The sequence below is a fragment of the Streptomyces sp. NBC_00271 genome, from assembly GCF_036178845.1.
GTDB lineage: Bacteria > Actinomycetota > Actinomycetes > Streptomycetales > Streptomycetaceae > Streptomyces.
Genome location: NZ_CP108070.1, coordinates 6,002,459 through 6,018,918 on the forward strand (window position 1 = coordinate 6,002,459; position 16,460 = coordinate 6,018,918).

At 68.6% G+C, this 16,460-nt stretch carries 18 protein-coding genes; 9 read left to right on the plus strand and 9 right to left on the minus strand.

Translation table 11 applies throughout. The features are described 5' to 3' along the window. The first annotated feature begins 21 nt into the window (after positions 1–21). Entirely contained in the window at positions 22–1,620 is a 1,599-nt protein-coding gene (locus OG798_RS27390; RefSeq protein WP_328757857.1) for a YibE/F family protein, read from the plus strand. Positions 1,621–1,682: 62 nt separating this feature from the next. On the opposite strand, the gene OG798_RS27395 is transcribed toward OG798_RS27390, so the two are convergent. The 4 genes from OG798_RS27395 to OG798_RS27410 all read right to left on the minus strand — a co-directional run bounded on the left by OG798_RS27395 (position 1,683) and on the right by OG798_RS27410 (position 4,055). Then, positions 1,683–2,120 (minus strand): SsgA family sporulation/cell division regulator, encoded by a 438-nt coding sequence (locus tag OG798_RS27395; RefSeq protein ID WP_067376783.1) that lies wholly within the window; start codon positions 2,118–2,120, stop codon positions 1,683–1,685. A gap of 100 nt (positions 2,121–2,220) precedes the next feature. After that, on the minus strand, positions 2,221–3,018 hold the full coding sequence (locus tag OG798_RS27400) for an IclR family transcriptional regulator (RefSeq protein ID WP_257017308.1): 798 nt from the start codon (positions 3,016–3,018) through the stop codon (positions 2,221–2,223). Between the two features lie 341 nt (positions 3,019–3,359). Beyond that, positions 3,360–3,572 (minus strand): DUF5326 family protein, encoded by a 213-nt coding sequence (locus tag OG798_RS27405; RefSeq protein ID WP_054236469.1) that lies wholly within the window; start codon positions 3,570–3,572, stop codon positions 3,360–3,362. Positions 3,573–3,737: 165 nt separating this feature from the next. Beyond that, on the minus strand, positions 3,738–4,055 hold the full coding sequence (locus OG798_RS27410) for a cupin domain-containing protein (RefSeq protein ID WP_095853716.1): 318 nt from the start codon (positions 4,053–4,055) through the stop codon (positions 3,738–3,740). Between the two features lie 81 nt (positions 4,056–4,136). Between OG798_RS27410 and OG798_RS27415 the strand changes: the two genes are divergently transcribed. From OG798_RS27415 to OG798_RS27435, 5 genes are all read left to right on the plus strand, one after another. Continuing rightward, positions 4,137–4,517, plus strand: a complete 381-nt coding sequence (locus OG798_RS27415) for a phage holin family protein (RefSeq protein WP_054236467.1) — start codon at positions 4,137–4,139, stop codon at positions 4,515–4,517. 9 nt (positions 4,518–4,526) lie between these two features. Next, complete coding sequence (locus OG798_RS27420; RefSeq protein ID WP_121415618.1) at positions 4,527–5,018, plus strand: low molecular weight protein-tyrosine-phosphatase; 492 nt, start codon at positions 4,527–4,529, stop codon at positions 5,016–5,018. Beyond that, the gene (locus OG798_RS27425; RefSeq protein ID WP_267062316.1) at positions 5,015–6,160 is read left to right on the plus strand and encodes a cystathionine gamma-lyase; all 1,146 of its coding nucleotides are present in this window, start codon (positions 5,015–5,017) and stop codon (positions 6,158–6,160) included. Before OG798_RS27420 ends, OG798_RS27425 begins: the two co-directional genes overlap by 4 nt. Positions 6,161–6,409: 249 nt before the next feature. Further along, positions 6,410–7,315 carry a LysR family transcriptional regulator gene (locus tag OG798_RS27430; RefSeq protein WP_095853714.1) on the plus strand — a complete coding sequence of 302 codons (906 nt, stop codon included), beginning with the start codon at positions 6,410–6,412 and terminating at the stop codon, positions 7,313–7,315. A gap of 117 nt (positions 7,316–7,432) precedes the next feature. After that, entirely contained in the window at positions 7,433–7,915 is a 483-nt protein-coding gene (locus tag OG798_RS27435; protein ID WP_054236463.1) for an NUDIX domain-containing protein, read from the plus strand. A 46-nt stretch (positions 7,916–7,961) separates the two neighbouring features. Here the strand turns inward: OG798_RS27435 and OG798_RS27440 are convergent, their stop codons facing one another. Further along, positions 7,962–9,788 (minus strand): globin domain-containing protein, encoded by a 1,827-nt coding sequence (locus OG798_RS27440; protein ID WP_413253564.1) that lies wholly within the window; start codon positions 9,786–9,788, stop codon positions 7,962–7,964. A gap of 397 nt (positions 9,789–10,185) precedes the next feature. Continuing rightward, on the minus strand, positions 10,186–10,818 hold the full coding sequence (locus OG798_RS27445; RefSeq protein ID WP_095853712.1) for an HAD family hydrolase: 633 nt from the start codon (positions 10,816–10,818) through the stop codon (positions 10,186–10,188). A 179-nt stretch (positions 10,819–10,997) separates the two neighbouring features. Between OG798_RS27445 and OG798_RS27450 the strand changes: the two genes are divergently transcribed. After that, positions 10,998–11,864 (plus strand): GNAT family N-acetyltransferase, encoded by an 867-nt coding sequence (locus OG798_RS27450; RefSeq protein WP_373558966.1) that lies wholly within the window; start codon positions 10,998–11,000, stop codon positions 11,862–11,864. 109 nt (positions 11,865–11,973) lie between these two features. On the opposite strand, the gene OG798_RS27455 is transcribed toward OG798_RS27450, so the two are convergent. Continuing rightward, positions 11,974–12,399, minus strand: a complete 426-nt coding sequence (locus OG798_RS27455) for a GlcG/HbpS family heme-binding protein (RefSeq protein WP_095853710.1) — start codon at positions 12,397–12,399, stop codon at positions 11,974–11,976. A gap of 95 nt (positions 12,400–12,494) precedes the next feature. Next, positions 12,495–13,703 (minus strand): MFS transporter, encoded by a 1,209-nt coding sequence (locus OG798_RS27460; RefSeq protein WP_267062318.1) that lies wholly within the window; start codon positions 13,701–13,703, stop codon positions 12,495–12,497. A 141-nt stretch (positions 13,704–13,844) separates the two neighbouring features. Here OG798_RS27460 and OG798_RS27465 point away from each other — a divergent pair, with 141 nt between their 5' ends. Together OG798_RS27465 and OG798_RS27470 are read left to right on the plus strand one after the other, a co-directional pair. Continuing rightward, entirely contained in the window at positions 13,845–14,303 is a 459-nt protein-coding gene (locus OG798_RS27465; RefSeq protein WP_060901667.1) for a MarR family winged helix-turn-helix transcriptional regulator, read from the plus strand. Positions 14,304–14,561: 258 nt separating this feature from the next. Next, complete coding sequence (locus tag OG798_RS27470; RefSeq protein WP_121415614.1) at positions 14,562–15,014, plus strand: GNAT family N-acetyltransferase; 453 nt, start codon at positions 14,562–14,564, stop codon at positions 15,012–15,014. Positions 15,015–15,072: 58 nt separating this feature from the next. Here the strand turns inward: OG798_RS27470 and OG798_RS27475 are convergent, their stop codons facing one another. Continuing rightward, positions 15,073–16,458 (minus strand): serine hydrolase domain-containing protein, encoded by a 1,386-nt coding sequence (locus OG798_RS27475; RefSeq protein ID WP_328757858.1) that lies wholly within the window; start codon positions 16,456–16,458, stop codon positions 15,073–15,075. Positions 16,459–16,460: the final 2 nt, after the last annotated feature.

Sequence of the window (16,460 nt, forward strand, 5' to 3'; positions counted from 1 at the left end):
CGTTCTTGCGATGATCGGTCGGTGACCACAACGCAGCAGCCCCCGTTCCCGCCGTCCGAGCCGCCGCGCCGACGCGGTCCCGGAGACGGCTATGGACCTGGCTCCGGAGACGGCCGCGGACGCGGGCCGGGCGGTGGCCCCGGCCCCGGTCCAGGAGGCGGGCATGGGCACGGACCGGGTGAGGGACACGGGCACGGGCCCGGGGACGGACACGGACACGGGTCCGGGTCTGGGGACGGGTCTGGGAAGGGACCTGGGCCGGGGAATGGGCACGGCCGTGGAGACGGGCACGGGTCTGGGGACGGGCACGGGTCTGGGCACTCGCACAGTCACAGCCATGGGCCCGCCGCGCCCGTGTCCAAACATCTGCGCAAGGTCATCGCGGCCATCCTGATCCCCTTCGCCGCCGCGGTCGTTGTGGGTCTCGCGGTGCTCTGGCCCGGTGGCGCCCCTTCCCACGAGCGCACTGGCGTCGGCTTCGACCGGCAGACCCACCAGGCCACGGTCACCAAGGTCGACAAGGTCAGCTGCAAGTCCGTGAACGCGTCGGGGGAGACCCCGACCGGCGACACGTCCACCGCCGAGGGCTCCTCCGCGCAGCAACAGGCGACGGGCGACTGCAAAAAGGCGACGATCCGGATCGACACCGGCAAGGACAAGGGCCGTACGTTCACGGAAATCATCCAGCCCGACCAGTCACGGCAGTTGCACGAGGGCGAGAAGGTCGTGGCCGCGTACGAGCCCTCCGCGCCCAGGGACCTGCAGTACTCGGTTACCGACGTGAACCGGAAGTTCCCGATGGCGCTGCTCGCCGGGATCTTCGCGCTGGCCGTCGTGGTGGTGGGCCGGATGCGCGGTGTCATGGCGCTGGTCGCACTGGCCATCAGCTTTCTGATCCTGACCTTCTTCATCCTGCCCGCGATCCTGCAGGGCTCGAATCCGCTGGTCGTGGCCGTGGTCGGGGCGAGCGCCATCATGCTGATCGCGCTCTACATGTGCCACGGCCTCTCGGCCCGTACGTCGGTGGCGGTGCTCGGCACCCTGCTCTCCCTGGTGCTGATCGGCATCCTCGGCTCGGAGTTCATCGGCTGGGCGGCACTGACCGGCAACACGGACGACAACACCGGTCTGATCCACGGCCTGTATCCGTCCATCGACATGAGCGGTCTGCTGCTCGCGGGCGTCATCATCGGTTCGCTCGGTGTGCTCGACGATGTGACGGTGACGCAGACCTCGGCGGTCTGGGAGCTGCACGAGGCCAGTCCGACGATGGGCTGGCGCGAACTGTACCGCGCGGGCATCCGGATCGGCCGTGACCACATCGCATCGGTCGTCAACACGCTCGTCCTGGCGTACGCGGGTGCCGCGCTTCCCCTGCTGCTGCTCTTCTCGATCGCGCAGAGCAGTGTGGGCACGGTCGCCAACAGCGAACTGGTCGCCGAAGAGATCGTGCGCACCCTGGTCGGCTCGATCGGCCTGGTCGCCTCGGTGCCGGTGACCACACTGCTGGCCGCCCTGGTGGTCTCCGCGGACCGTCCGGCAGTCCCGGCCGCCGCCACGGAGCCGGTCGAGAGCAGGGCGCCGGCACGCGGCGGGAAGGGCCGTCGCCGTAAGCGCTGAAGCCTCCTCACGCCCGCGTCACCGGTGAGGAGGCGCACTCCGCTTGGGGGGTGCTGGGGGCTTCAGCCCGCGCTCTGCTCCTCCGCCAGGATGCGGTCCAGCGCCTCGTCGAGATGGGCGTCGAAGTCCGCGAGAGAACGCTCCTGTCCCAGTGGCACCAGCTTGTCCGTGCGGTCGAGGAAGGCCACGAGCGGCGCCGCCCCGGACCGGAACAGCGCGTGGTCGCCACCCACCTGGAGCCGGATCAGCACCTCACCGAACGCCTCCGGGTCGGCGGGCGCGATGTGCACATCCCCGTCACCGCACGGCCGTCCCACGCCGTCGATCAGCAACTCCCGCCCGAACGCCCAGGTCACGGGGGCGTCGCCGGGCAAGTGGAAGGTCAGCCGCACGGCGTAGGGATCACAGGTCTCGTATCGCAGCTCCACCGGAATGCGGAAAGAGAGCTCCTCCGAAACGAGGAAGCTCATCATGACCTCTGCCTGTACCGACTCGCGCATCGCCTACCCCGTCGTTTTGCCGTCGACCGGCCAGGAATCATCCCCCTGACTCTGCTGAAATATTGCTCAACGTGCACAAGAGATCACAAGGAGTGAGTTTTCAGATGCTGATAGAGATCGCGAGTGTCCCCAGTAGTCTGCCGATCTCACCTTGCAATTGGTGCGCTGCGGGCAGCAGTCGATCGGCCTGATGAAGAGGGAGAGAAAAGGCCATTGCGGCGGCAGTTGTGCCGACCGTGATGGGAAGGGCCGCACAGACCGTGCCCAGGGCATATTCCTGGCGCTCGATGACGGGCTCCATCCGCCCCGTCCGCTCCAGCCGCCGCAGCAGACTGACGTTGTCACGCACCGTATAGGGAGTGATCGACTGCACGGGGTAGCGGTCGAGATGATCCCGGCGGGCCTTCTCGTCGAGCTGGGACAGCAGGCATTGACCGATCGCATGGGCGTGTCCGGTCTCCCGGAAGTCCGCCCACTCCTCCACCGCCGGATTCCCTGGGGTGTCGGCGACGCACATGACCTCGATCTCGCCCTCGCGGTAGACCGCGTAGTACACGGGCGCACCGATCGAATCGCGCCACTGGGCGAGCGTCTCGCTCACCGTGCTGCGACGTTTCTGCTGCGCTCCGCTACTGCTCAACCGCTCGGCGGCCTCACCGAGGAAGAACAGCCCCTTGTCACGGCACAGATAGCCCTCGTGGACCAGGGTCCGCAGCAGGTGGTAGGCCGTCGGCAGCGCGAGCCCGGCCTCCCGGGCGAGCTGCTTCGCGGGCGCCCCGTGCTGGCGCGCGGCAACGGCCTCCAGCAGGCGCATCGCCCGCTGCACGGAGCCGATCAGGGTCGTGGGATGCGGCTCCGGCGAGACGGCTTGCAGGGGAGGAGTGCGTGCCTCCGGCAGGGGGGTACGCGCCTCGGCGGGCGAGGTGCGCGGTTGGGTGGGTGGGAGACATGTCCCCGCGGAAGCGCTGGACCGCTGGAGGGGTGGGGCGGGTGATTGTGCGGGTGCGGTGTCAACCGTGGCCAAGGGGCACTCCCGAAGCGCGAGGGGAACCGCCCGTGCGGGGGGACACGGGAGGGGGCTGTGCGCTGCCCGCGGGGGGTCGGCCCCGCGTCGAATTCCGGACTGTAACCGCCCATCACCGCATGCAGACGGCCTCGCCGGAAAACTTCCCTCGGCCGAGGGAACCTTGAGTTCCCTTTCCTGACCTGCCCGTTACCCGTTACTCACCCGGTTGTGTCTCACCAGTCGCTGCGTGACGACGAACTCGACATGAACTTCCGTACCACGTAGATCAATCCGCCGACGAGGGCGACGAAGATCAAGACCTTGAAAAGCAGGCCGATCAACACACTGAGCACGCTGACTATCACCGTGCCGAACACGACCAGAGCGATGACCGGCACCGCGATCCACTTCACCCACCACGGCATCCCGCCGAAGATCTCTCGCATCGCCCTTGTCCTTAGCCTCTCTACGCCCGTGGCCCCAAGTCCGGGACTCCGATTCCGGGTTCTGTGATGTCCTGCATTCGATGCTAGGGCCGCGAAGGTGCCGGCGGGGGCCCCGCACCCCTTGTCCTCCCCTGACCGTCCCCCTAGGGAACCCTGAGGCCCCCGTCAGCTCTCGGGCGGAGAGAACACCACCAGAACCCGCAGGTCCTCGGTGATGTGGTGGAACTTGTGGGCGACCCCCGCGGGTACGTAGACGACGCTGCCACGCGCGACCTGGGTGGTCTCCAGGCCGACCGTGATCGAAGCGCGGCCGCTCACGACGAAGTACACCTCGTCCTGCTGGTGCGGCTTCTGCGGGTCGGGCGCACCCGCGTCGAGCGCGTACAGGCCGACCGACATGTTCCGTTCGCGCAGAAACTGTAGATAAGCACCGTCGTTGGCGGCCCGTTCCGCCTCCAGTTCGTCCAGCCGGAATGCCTTCATCGCCCTCGTCCGCTCCCGTGCTCCGAAAGCTGTGTCCACAGCCTTGCTCACCAGTCGATCTCTTCTGCCACGATCAGACACATGAAGAATTTCGTAGTCAAGACGATCGCCAACGCGGGGGCCCTGGCCGTCGCTGTGTGGCTGCTCGACAAGATCACCCTGACCGGGACCAGCACCGGCAAGAAGGTCGGCACGCTGCTGGTGGTCGCCCTGGTCTTCGGTCTGGTGAACTTCCTGGTCAAGCCGGTGGTGAAGGTGCTGACCTTCCCGCTCTTCATTCTGACGCTCGGCCTGATCACCCTCGTGGTCAACGCCCTGATGCTGCTGCTCACCTCGTGGCTGGCCGGCAAGCTCGATCTCAGTTTCCATGTGGAGGGCTTCTGGACCGCCGTGGTGGGCGGCCTGATCATCTCGGTCGTGTCCTGGGCGCTCAATGTCGTGCTGCCCGACGGCGAGGACTGAGAGCGTCCGATGTCCTATCGCGTCTGTTTCGTCTGTACCGGCAACATCTGCCGCTCGCCGATGGCCGAGTCCGTCTTCCGTGCCCGCATAGAAGAGGCCGGACTCGATGGCCTGGTAGAGGTCGACAGCGCGGGCACGGGCGGCTGGCACGAGGGCGACGGTGCGGACTCGCGCACCGTCGCCGTCCTGGAGGCGGCCGGCTACGAGAGCGGCCATGCGGCCCGTCAGTTCCACGCCTCGTGGTTCTCCCGCCTCGACCTCGTGATCGCCCTCGACTCCGGCCACCTCACGGCCCTGCGCCGGATCGCGCCCACTCCCGAGGACGCGGCGAAGGTCCGGCTGCTGCGGTCGTACGACCCCGACGCGGGCGACGACCTGGACGTTCCCGATCCGTATTACGGACCCATGGACGGCTTCGAGGAGTGTCTTGAGATGGTGGAGGCGGCGAGCCCCGGACTGCTCGCCGCTGTACAGCAAGAACTGGAGGGACGGGCAGCATGACGTCAGGGGATTTCGTCACGGGAAGCGGCGACGGCACGCGAGCGGTACGGGCGGGGCTGCCCGACCCCGTCAAATACGAGCCGACGCTTCCGGGCCCGGTCTTCGCCGCGCACTTCCATCTGCCGGGCGATCCGACCGGCCCGTACACCTACGGTCGTGACGAGAACCCGACCTGGACGCTCCTGGAGCGTGCCATCGGCGAGTTGGAGGCGCCCGGGCAGGACGGTGTCACGACGCTCGCCTTCCCCTCCGGGATGGCCGCCATCTCGGCGGTGCTCTTCTCCCAGCTGAAGGCCGGAGACGTGGTGGTCCTGCCCGTCGACGGCTACCAGGTGCTGCCACTGGTGCGCGAGCAGCTCACCGCGTACGGCATCGAGGTACGCACCGCCCCGACCGGCGGCGACGCCCAGCTCGAGGTGCTCGACGGCGCGAAGCTGCTGTGGATCGAGACCCCGTCGAACCCGGGGCTCGACGTCTGCGACGTACGACGCCTCGTCGCGGCGGCCCACGCGCAGGGCACCCTCGTCGCGGTCGACAACACCCTGGCGACCCCGCTCGGGCAGCGCCCGCTGGAGCTGGGTGCCGACTTCTCGGTCGCCAGCGGCACCAAGATGCTCACCGGGCACGGCGACATCCTGCTCGGATACGTCACCGCGCTCGACGCCGACCTGATGGCGCCCGTGCGGCGCTGGCGGAAGATCGTCGGAGCGATCCCCGGGCCCATGGAGGCCTGGCTGGCTCATCGCTCCCTCGCCACGCTCCAGCTGCGTGCCGACCGGCAGAACGCCAACGCCCTGGTGATCGCCGAGGCGCTGCGCGGTCGGCCCGAGGTGACCGGGCTGCGCTATCCGGGACTGCCCGACGATCCCTCGCACAAGATCGCCTCGCAGCAGATGCGGCGCTTCGGATGCGTGGTGTCCTTCACACTGCCCACGCGCCCGCGTGCCGACCGTTTCCTCGACGCGCTGCGTCTGGTGGACGACGCGACGAGTTTCGGCGGGGTGCGGTCCACCGCCGAGCGGCGCGGCCGGTGGGGCGGCGACGCCGTGCCGGAGGGCTTCATCCGTTTCTCGGCCGGCGCCGAAGACCCCGAGGACCTGGTGGCTGACGTACTGCGCGCGCTCGACGAATCCGCGGAGTGACCCCTACCTGAACGACCGGTGAGTATCCTGCGGAATCCGTCCAGGCTGTCCGCTTGGTACCTCGCTACGTACAACGGACGGTCCGAGCCTCCCCCCTCGTGGCTCGGACCGTCCCGGTTCTGCGCGCGAAGAACCGCGCGAACAAGGCTAGTTGACTCTGTGTCAGTGTCCAATCACAGTAGCGACAGAGACCTATCGACTTATTTATAGTTGGGGCTCGGTCGGGGGTGCTGAGAGGGGAGGGGCACCATGGATTTGGCCCTGCTGCGCACATTTCTGACCGTGCACCGGGCCGGTTCCTTCACTCGCGCTGCCGCGCTGCTCGGTCTCTCGCAGCCTGCCGTCACCTCACAGATCCGCACGTTGGAACGGCAGTTGGGGCGACCGCTCTTTCTTCGCCAGGCCCGTGGGGTGACCCCCACGACGATCGGTGACGAGCTCGCCCACAAGGCCGCGCCGCATCTCGACGCCCTGGTGGAGATCGCCGAAACCGGACTCGACGAGGACTCGTCACTGCGCACCCTGCATCTGGCCGGGCCACCGGAGTTCACCGCCGAGCGGGCGCTGCCCGCGCTCACGGAGCTGACGGGCGAGGACGGCCAGGGCTTCGCGCTGCGCGCCTCCTTCGGCAACGCCGAGGAGACACTGGAAGGGCTTGCCGCCGGACATCATGATCTGGCCATCACCACGGCCCGTCCGCGTGGCACCCTGCTCACCGCGACTCCGCTCTGCGACGAGGAGCACGTGCTGGTCGCCGCCCCGCGCTGGGCCGCCCGCATAGGTGCGGGAAAGCTCCGCCGAAAGGGCTCGCCGGCCCTGGAGAACTTCCCCGTGGTCGAAGTGCACGAGTCGCTGCCGCTCGTCGCCCGCTACTGGGCATCCGTCTTCGACTCCCATCCGGCCGCTTCGGGCACCGTCGTCGTCCCCGATCTGCGCGCCGTGCTCGCCTGCGCCGCCACGGGCGCGGGCCTCGCGGTACTGCCCCGGTATCTGTGCGCCGGAGCCCTGGAACGGGGTGACGTGGTCGCGCTTCTCGACCCGGCGGTGCCTCCGCTGCGTACGTACTTCCTGGTGGTCCGCACCGGCACGCTGGCCATGCCGCACATCGCACGGGCGCATGACTGGCTGCTCCACGCCGCGGCCGACTGGTCCTGATGCCCTCCCGAGCCTCCCAGGGCTCCCTGAGCCTCCCAGGGGGCTTTCTGAGCCCTTCCTGAGTGCCTCGGGGCTCCGCGATGTTTCACGTGGAACCAGCCGGGCCACATTTCTCCCATGACCGTCCGACCCGTGGTCAAGCGCACCGCCCGCGCCATCCTGCTCGATGGCAACGACCTGATCTTGATCAAGCGCACCAAACCCGGCGTCGATCCCTACTGGCTGACACCGGGTGGCGGGGTCGAACCGGAAGACACGACTGTCGTCGACGCACTCCATCGTGAGGTGCACGAGGAACTCGGTGCCAAGATCACCGATGTGGTGCCCTGCTTCGTCGACACCGTCGAGCACATCGGTGACGACGGCGGCGCGACCGGTGTGAAAGTGCAGCACTTCTTCGTCTGCCGTCTGGAGTCCATGGATCCGTCCCAGCGGCACGGCCCCGAGGTGGACGAGCCCTGCGGCGAGTACGAGATCGTGCGGGTGCCGTTCACCCGGGTCGGCATCGCCTCCGTCCACCTCGTACCGCTGTCCCTGCGGCACTATCTCGACGGGAACATCGAAGGCGTACGGGCGATGCACGCACCGGACCTGGGCTGAGGCTCTTCGGGTCGGGGTCGTGGCCCCGTCTGCCGGATGGGCCCGGTCAGTCCCCTGCCGCGACGAGTTCCTCGACCGAGTCATGGCGTATGCGGTCCGACGGGATGCCCGCTTCCCTCAGAGCGTCCACCCCGCTGCGGATCATGCCGGGTGGCCCCGAGAGATAGGCGTCGTACTCGTTCCACGGGCCGTACTCGCGTACGGCGTCGGGCAGATGGAGATGCGCCCGCTGGTCGACGACCGGGCGTACGGCAAGCCATGGATGGCTCTGCTGCAGCCGCAGCATCGTGTCGATGTCGTACAGGTCGTGATCGGTGCGGGCACCGTAGAAGACCTCGACCGGCCGCCGCTCCCCGTGCTCGGCGACGTCCTCGACCAGCGCCTTGATGGGCGCGATGCCGGTGCCGCCGCCGAGACAGAGCAGTCCGCTGTCGGTGGTGTGGTCAACGGTCATCGATCCGGCCGGCGGCCCGAGCCGGATGATGTCGCCGGGACGGGCACGGTGCACCAGCGCGTTGGAAACCCAGCCCGCCGGGACCGCCTTCACATGGAAGGACAGCAGTCCGTCGGACCGGGGCGCCGAGGCGAAGGAGTAGTGCCGCCATATGCGCGGCCACCACGGTGTCTCCAGGCTTGTGTACTGCCCGGCGAGGAAGGGGTACGGCTGGTCGGGGCGGACCGTGATGACGGCGATGTCCGGCGTCCTGAGGTCGTGTGCGACGACTTCGGCGTACCACCAGGCCGGGGCGCGCAGCTCGTCCGCGGCCGCCGCGTCGATCATCACCTGGGAGATCGTCGTGTACGCGCGCACCCAGGCCGCCTCGGTCTCGGCGTCCCAGATCGCCGAGGCGAAACGGCTGAGCGAGCCGATGAGGCACTCACCGACGGCCGGGTAGTGCTCGGGCCGGGTGCCGTACTTACGGTGGCCACGGCCGAGGTTCTGCAGGTAATCGACGAGAACCGGAGTGTTGTCGATGTGTTCGGCGGCGGTCAGCAGCGCCTTGAGCAGTCGGTCTCGCTGGGTGTCCATCGCCGCGGGGAACAACGGCCGTAGATCCGGGTGGCGCACGAAGAGGAGTGCGTAGAAGTAGGAAGTGACCTTGTCGGCGACGGGGCCGACCTCGGCCATGGTCCGGCGGATGAGCACGGCGTCCGGAGACGGCTGCGGAGTGGGGGCGGACCTCTGGTCGGGCAACCGCGGCTCCTGGCCGGAGGGTCCCGGCTCGGGCAGCGAGGGCGCCTGAAGGGAGACAGGAGGCTCGGGCGACCGCGGCTTCTGAAAGGGCTCGGGCGGCTCGGGCGACCGCGGCCTGTCGAAGGGAGCCGGAGGTTCAGGCAACCGCGGCCCGTCGAAGGGCGTAGGAGGCTCGCGGAACCGCTGCTCCTGGACCGGGACCCGAGGCTCGGCAGGGTGCTGCTCCTGGGTGGGTACACGCGGCTGTGGGCCGGGGCCGGGCTGCTCATGCCCGGGATCCGTCCGCTCCCGCCCGAACACGGACTGCTCCGGGCCGGCATCGGACTGCGCAGAGGAGCCGCGGTCGGGGCCAGCCGGACCTGACCACGGCCGAGCGGACGCGTGAGCGGGCTCCGGCTCGGGGGGTGGGGCCTCAGTGGGCGCGGCCTGCTGGAAAGTCGGCTCTGCCTCCGCGGCGGAGGATATTCGTTCCTGCTGTGTCGTTCCCCGACCCGCGGCGGGTCGGCCGACCGGGCGCATCGCTGCCAGACGGCGGCCGTCGGCGGGCTCCTTCTCCCCATCGGACGGCAGTGGTTCCTTGCGCGGCGTGAACCAGCCGCCCCCGCCATTGCCTCCGGAAGTGCCGTTGTCGGCCGACGCGGTGGTCGGAGCGTCCATGGTGTGCCTCGCCTCGAACATCTTTCGGTCGGTCTGCGCACTTCCGCGGTCGGAAGATGCCTACTTTCCCCCGTAGACGACTTGCTTTCCTGCCCCGTTCAGTCCCCACCGGCCAATGCGGCCACATTCAACCCGGATTGCCACTCTCTACGGACAAGTAAGGCGAGAATGTGACATTGGCCGCACTACCCTCACTGCAGCATCCCACTCTGAGTCAGCACCCGGCCGCATAACGGAAAATACGGGTCTTCGATCTCTCCGTCCCGTTACGCTGCATTGGCCTGCGTTCGTGCCCCACGAGACGTGCGTACATCACGATGGACGCGAACCGGAGTCGACCATACCGGCAGCCGACCCACAAACAAGTACCCCCTGCCTTCCGCCCGAAGATGGGGCGCCCCACTCTCAACTGCCGCAATTACAAGGCGCGTCGGATCAATTCATAGGCATCCCACAGGTCTCGTCCCACGTAGGAGTGCGTGGCAAGGCCTGCCAGATGCCGATCCGCATTGACCGCGACGGAGACCGGCACCGTCTCGAACAGGTCTTTGTCGGACAGCGAGTCGCCATAGGCGACACAATCGGCCCGCATCACCCCGAACTCTTCACAGAGCCGGTCCGCGATCTGCACCTTCGCCGCGGCAGTGAGAATGCCCGCGAGATCAACGGGCTCGCTGAACGGCAGAGCGGGAAAACGCGAACCGTATGCCGCATGCGCACCCCACGCCGTCAGTCGCTCGACGAAGAACGAGGGCGAGAGGGAGATAACGGCGCAGTAGTCGCCGTTGCCTCTGATCTCCGCCCAGACGTCCTCGATGCCGGACAGCCACGGCGCGCCCGCGAAGGCCGCCGCCACATGTTCCTCCCTGAGATCCGCCCACAGGGCGTGCACCTGTGTGGCGTACTCCGGCGAGCCGATCCGTCCTGCCGAGATCGCTTGGTCAAGCGCAACCGTCTCGGCCTCCAGGCCGATCTGCCGTGAGATCTCCTGGGGTGCGGAACTCCCGTACAGCAGCGTTCCGTCAAGGTCGAAGAGATGAAGTCGTGGCATGGAAACCGAGGCTAGCGGCCCGGGCAGCTTTCGCTGTTTCACGTGAAACATCTGTCCGTGTGCTGTGGGAAGCGACGCTGCCTCCTTGCCCGTACCTGAGGCACGACATGGCCAAAAACGCATAGACCCCTTGGCAAACAGGTGGACGTCAGGGGTGTATGTCAGACAGCCTGACCTGCGTGTCGACACCTTCCCCCGCCCTTCTGCCCATCCGCCGACTGACGCCTCGCGATCTCACCGCCTGCGCCGATTTGTCAGAGAACCGGGGGTGGCCCCGCGAGGAACACAAGTGGGGTCTGCTCCTCACCGCCGGGACGGGCTACGGCATCGACGACCCCGACGGGGGTCTCGTCACCGCCTGCATCGTGACCAAGTACGGAACGCCGGAGAGGCTTGAACTGGGAGCGATCGGAATGGTGCTGGTCGCCGAGCGGCATGCCCGCCAGGGTGTCGGCCGACGCCTGATGCGGCATGTCGTGGCAGAGATGGGCACCACCCCGCTGACCCTGCACGCGACTCCTTATGGCCAACCGCTCTACGAGGAGCTGGGCTTCAAGGTCACGGGCCGCGCCGAGATGGTCCGTGGCCACTTCGTCCCTGGCGGGCCGGACCCGAAGGTGGCCACGCGCCCGGCCACCGCCGAGGATCTGACCACGATTCTTCGGCTCGACGCCGAGGTCTTCGGTTCCGACCGCACGCATGTGATCACGCGGCTGCCCGCCTTCTCCGACCAGTTGCGTGTCGCCGTGGAGAACGGCCGGATCATCGGCTACGCGGCGGCCTGGCCCAACATGTACACCCATGTGGTGGGTCCACTGATCGCCCGTGACACCAAGACGGCGAAGGCACTCATCGCCTCGCTCGCCGCCCACACCGACCGCCCGCTGCGCACCGACATCGACGTACGGCACGAAGAGCTGCTGTCCTGGGCGAAGGAACACGGCCTGGAGCCCACGAGCTTCAACACGGTCATGACGTACGGGATCTCGGAGTTGCCCGGGGACTGGACGCGACGCTTCGCTCCGCTCACGGTGGCGGCGGGCTGAGAGCCGCCGGGGTGCAGTCGCATCCACCGCCCGGAGAATCACTCACCGCGTAGAGAAGCGCCGGTCCCCGTCGTCTTTGGGGGACCGGCGCTTGTCTACGGGGGTGCGGTCAGACGAGCGTCTCCACCGCCGCGACGGCGAACTCGTGGTCCTGGTCGGGCGCTCCGCCACCGACCCCGATCGCCCCGATCAGACGACCGTCACGACGGACCGGAACACCGCCCGCGATGAACAGGAGGGGGCGGTCGAGCGCGGTGGGCAGGGTGTGGAAGAGGCCGCCGGGCTGGACCGCGTCGACCAGTTCCCTGGTGGCGGAGTCCAGCTGGAGCGCCGTGTAGGCCTTGCGCGTGCTGGTCTCGCCGGAAATCAGTACGGCGCGGTCGTCGCGCCGGAACGCGAGCAGATGGCCGCCCGCGTCGAGGACGGTGACGCTGACCGTGACTCCGGCGGCCTCGGCGGCACGGTGGGCCGCAGAGACGAGAACCTCGGCGTCCTGGATGGTCAGCGGAGCAACGGCGACGGTGGTGCTGGTCATAAGAGACTTTCTCCTTGAGGTGCTGGTCGGGCGTGGCCGATCAGGGTGGTGGGCTCAGCCGTGAGGGGCCGGCTGCTACTCGGTGGCTCAGTGGCTCAGTGGTGGACGGCGGTCCGCTGCTCGATGGGCGGGCTTGCGGCGGCGACGGTGCCGGCGGCCTCGGCTCGGCGCTCCAGAGCTGCCGAGACGACGGCGAGAACCAGGGCTCCCGCGGCGAGCGCCGCGCCGACCCAGTTGGGGGCGGTGTAACCGAGGCCGGCTGCGATGACGAGGCCACCGAGCCAGGCCGAGAGGGCGTTGCCGAGATTGAAGGCACCTATGTTCACGGCCGAGGCCAGGGTGGGGGCACCGTGAGCCTGGTCGAGGACGCGCTTCTGCAGCGGCGGCACGGTCGCGAACCCGAGGGCGCCGATCAGCGCGATCGTGAGGGCCGCGAGGATCTTGTTGTGCGCGGTCACCGTGAACAGGGCGAGCACGATGGCGAGGCCGCCCAGGGACACGTACAGCATCGGCATCAGGGCGCGGTCGGCGAACCTGCCTCCGATGAGGTTTCCGGCGACCATGCCGAGGCCGAAGAGGACCAGCAGCCAGGTGACGGAGGTGTCGGCGAAGCCGGCGACGTGGGTCATCATCGGCGCGATGTAGGTGATGGCCGCGAAGACACCTCCGAAGCCGAGCACGGTCATCGCCATGGCCAGCAGGACCTGGACGTTCTTGAAGGCGGCAAGTTCGTGGCGGAGATGCACACCCTCGGGCTTCGGCATCTCGGGGACCAGTTTGGCGATACCGATCAGACCGATCACTCCAAGCGCGGCGACTCCGGCGAAGGTGACCCGCCAGCCCGCGGACTGCCCGATCAACGTACCCAGGGGGACACCGACCACATTGGCGATGGTGAGACCGCTGAACATCATGGCGATCGCCCCGGCCTTCTTCTCCGGCGCAACAAGCTCGGCGGCGACGACCGATCCGATGCCGAAGAACGCGCCGTGGGCGAGAGAGGCGACGACTCGGCCCGCCAGCATCAGCCCGAAGGCCGGGGCGACGGCGGAGAGCAGGTTGCCGACGACGAACAACCCCATCAGCAGCATCAGCATCCGCTTGCGGGACACCTTCGTGCCGAGCGCGGTCATGATCGGGGCGCCGATCACCACGCCGAGGGCATAGCCGGTCACCAGCAGTCCGGCCGTGGGGATGGAGACACCGAAGTCACCGGCGACCTCAGGCAGCACACCCATGATCACGAACTCGGTGGTTCCGATTCCGAAGGCCCCGATCGCGAGGGCCAGAAGCGCGAGAGGCATGGTGGGGACACCTTCCCAAACGATTGCAGGAGCACTTTGCGTGCGTTCACAATAGTTGCAGACGCGGGCTAAATGCAAGAGCGGACTATTGCGCCCGTGCTCTACCCTGGTGTCAGCCGCTCCGGGACGGAGGAACACGCCATGACAGCCACGGACCCCGCTCTCACCGCCCTTGCTCAGGGGTGGTGCGCCCTCTCCCTGCTGCACGGGAGGATCGAGGCCCACATCGAGCGCGCCCTGCAGACCAAGCACGACCTCAGCGTGAGGGAGTACTCCCTGCTCGACGTGCTCAGCCGACAGCACGACGGCGAAGGTGGTCACCTGCAGATGAAGCAGGTCGCGGACGCGGTCGTGCTCAGTCAGAGCGCCACCACACGGCTCGTCACTCGGCTCGAGGACCGTGGTCTGCTTGCCCGCTATCTGTGCCCGACCGACCGCCGCGGCATCTACACGAATGTCAGCGAGGCCGGCCTCAAGCTCCTCGAAGAGGCACGGCCCACCAATGACACCGCCCTGCGCGAGGCGCTCGACGAAGCGGCCAAGTCCCCCGAACTGGCCCCACTGGTCCGCGTCGTGGAGTCGGCGAGTGTGTCCGCCTAGGGGCTGTCCGGCGGATCAAGTCGCAGGAAACGGGCGGTGCTTCATCGACGCTGGTGAGCGGGCCTTGGTGCGTCCAGCTGCAAGGCGGAGGAGGGCGGCGACGCGGAGCGTCGGCAACCGACGACAACGCCGCAGATGGGCGTGCCCAGCCCCGCGTCTGCGGCATGATCCACCGGACAGGCCCTAGGCAGGGACGACCTCCCGTCCCCCTGCCGGGTGCCCACACAGCCCGTACAGGTGCCTGGATACGCTGTGGCCATGGGAGATCTTGAGATTCGACCGGCCGCTTCGGACGATGTCCCCGCCATCGTCGCGATGCTCGCCGATGATCCGCTCGGCGCCCAGCGGGAATCGCCCGACGACCTGACCCCCTACCTGGCCGCGCTCGAGCGGCTGAGCGTCGACCCGAATCAGCACCTGGTGGTCGCGGTGCGCGAGGGACGCGTGGTCGGCACCCTGCAGCTCACGGTCCTTCCCGGGCTGTCCCGCAAGGGCTCGACCCGCGCTCTCATCGAGGGCGTGCGCATCCACTCCGCCGAACGCGGCAGCGGTCTCGGCACCTGGTTCATCGAGTGGGCGATCGAGGAATCCCGGCGCCAGGGATGCCAGTTGGTCGAGCTGACCTCCGACGCCACCCGCACTGACGCCCACCGCTTCTACGAGCGGCTCGGCTTCACGGCCTCACACGTGGGCTTCAAGCTGGCGCTCTGAGCCACCTGCGTACGCCGGAGGTCTGTTTCACGTGAAACAGACCCCCGCATGACAGCGGCTATTGAATCCCTCGCCAGCCCTCGGGGTCCACTCCACCCGGCACAGGAGCGCCCTCGTCGTACGGCTGACGCGTGAAGACGAACGAACCGAGGTCGAGGTGACTCAGGGACCCGTCCGGGCGCCGTACGGCCCGTAGCGGCTCCCCCATGTAGTAGCCGTCGAGTCCCGTCCAGGTCCCGTCACCGTTCGCCCGGAAGCGCGAACCGCGGCCACCCCCGGCCAGCGGGCCCAGCTCGACCATGCCATCGGCCCTCAGACGAAGCGCGCACGCCTGGGTACCCCAGTACCAGGGGCCGGCCAACTCCAGGACGGACTGATCGACTTCGGCGGCCGGACGCCATGGCTCGGGAATGCGCGGCTCGGCCTCGGCGACGATCCGTACGAGATCGGTGGCCACGGTCAGCACCCGCGGACCGGAGGTGCAGTTGGACAGCACCACCGCCGCCACGTCGTCCTCCACACCGATCGCGAGCGCCGCAAGGAAGCCTGGCAACGACCCCGAGTGGCCCACCAGGATGCGGCCCGACCGATGCAGCACCTGCAGTCCCAGCCCGTAGGAGTCCCCCGAGGCGAGCTGATCGGCCTCCAAGGGGGCCGCGGGCGTACGCATCTCCCGCAGGGACTCCGCGCTGAGCACCGCCGCGTGCCCCGTGGTCAGGAAGACGGCGAAGCGCGCCAAGTCCCCTGTGGTGGACCACAGTTGTCCGGCCGGGGCCATCCGGCCGAGGTCCTCGCAGGGCTCCGGCATCATGACGTCCGCCCACGGGTGCACGGCCCAGCCGCCCGCATGGGGCGCCTGCGGCTGCCCACTCGTGCGGTGCAGGCCCAGCGGGTCGAGCACCTCGCGCCGCAGGGCCTCTTCCCAGGGAACCCCCCGGAGTTCCTCGATCAGTGCGCCCAGCAAGGTGTAGCCGGGGTTCGAGTAGTGATGCAGCCGCCCGGCCGGATGCAGGAAGGGCTGCTCACCGAGCACGTCGGAGAGCTCGGGGCGCAGCGAACCGGGTGTGCGTTCCCACCAGGGACCGGGAGTCTCGGCCGCCAGCCCGGCGGTGTGCGCGAGGAGCTGGGCGATGGTGGCCTCCCCCGCACCGGTGCCCGGAAGATGCTGCTCCAGCGGGTCGCCCAGGTCGAGCAGTCCCTCGTCGCGCAGCCGCAGCACCAGCACGGCCGTGAAGGTCTTGGTGATCGAACCGATCCGGTACTGCACGTTCTCGTCCGGTCCGTGCCCGTCCACCGAGGTGCGCGACCCGTGCCACACCGGCTCCCCGCCGCGGACGACCGCCGCGACCAGCGACGGCGCCCGCCCCTCGGCCTGAGCGGCGGCGATGCGGTGCAACAGAGCCCGGCGCGTGCCGGGAAGGAGCTTTTCCTGGGGTGTCGTCATGC

What these genes read in the sequence shown, in the direction of transcription:
- OG798_RS27445 (WP_095853712.1), bottom strand. Translation starts at nt 10,818, where the DNA reads ATGCCACGACTTCATCTCTTCGACCTTGACGGAACGCTGCTGTACGGG.
- OG798_RS27475 (WP_328757858.1), bottom strand. Translation starts at nt 16,458, where the DNA reads ATGACGACACCCCAGGAAAAGCTCCTTCCCGGCACGCGCCGGGCTCTG.
- OG798_RS27465 (WP_060901667.1), top strand. Translation starts at nt 13,845, where the DNA reads ATGACAGCCACGGACCCCGCTCTCACCGCCCTTGCTCAGGGGTGGTGC.
- OG798_RS27425 (WP_267062316.1), top strand. Translation starts at nt 5,015, where the DNA reads ATGACGTCAGGGGATTTCGTCACGGGAAGCGGCGACGGCACGCGAGCG.
- OG798_RS27415 (WP_054236467.1), top strand. Translation starts at nt 4,137, where the DNA reads ATGAAGAATTTCGTAGTCAAGACGATCGCCAACGCGGGGGCCCTGGCC.
- OG798_RS27405 (WP_054236469.1), bottom strand. Translation starts at nt 3,572, where the DNA reads ATGCGAGAGATCTTCGGCGGGATGCCGTGGTGGGTGAAGTGGATCGCG.
- OG798_RS27455 (WP_095853710.1), bottom strand. Translation starts at nt 12,399, where the DNA reads ATGACCAGCACCACCGTCGCCGTTGCTCCGCTGACCATCCAGGACGCC.
- OG798_RS27440 (WP_413253564.1), bottom strand. Translation starts at nt 9,788, where the DNA reads ATGTTCGAGGCGAGGCACACCATGGACGCTCCGACCACCGCGTCGGCC.
- OG798_RS27460 (WP_267062318.1), bottom strand. Translation starts at nt 13,703, where the DNA reads ATGCCTCTCGCGCTTCTGGCCCTCGCGATCGGGGCCTTCGGAATCGGA.
- OG798_RS27435 (WP_054236463.1), top strand. Translation starts at nt 7,433, where the DNA reads ATGACCGTCCGACCCGTGGTCAAGCGCACCGCCCGCGCCATCCTGCTC.
- OG798_RS27410 (WP_095853716.1), bottom strand. Translation starts at nt 4,055, where the DNA reads ATGAAGGCATTCCGGCTGGACGAACTGGAGGCGGAACGGGCCGCCAAC.
- OG798_RS27420 (WP_121415618.1), top strand. Translation starts at nt 4,527, where the DNA reads ATGTCCTATCGCGTCTGTTTCGTCTGTACCGGCAACATCTGCCGCTCG.
- OG798_RS27430 (WP_095853714.1), top strand. Translation starts at nt 6,410, where the DNA reads ATGGATTTGGCCCTGCTGCGCACATTTCTGACCGTGCACCGGGCCGGT.
- OG798_RS27470 (WP_121415614.1), top strand. Translation starts at nt 14,562, where the DNA reads ATGGGAGATCTTGAGATTCGACCGGCCGCTTCGGACGATGTCCCCGCC.
- OG798_RS27395 (WP_067376783.1), bottom strand. Translation starts at nt 2,120, where the DNA reads ATGCGCGAGTCGGTACAGGCAGAGGTCATGATGAGCTTCCTCGTTTCG.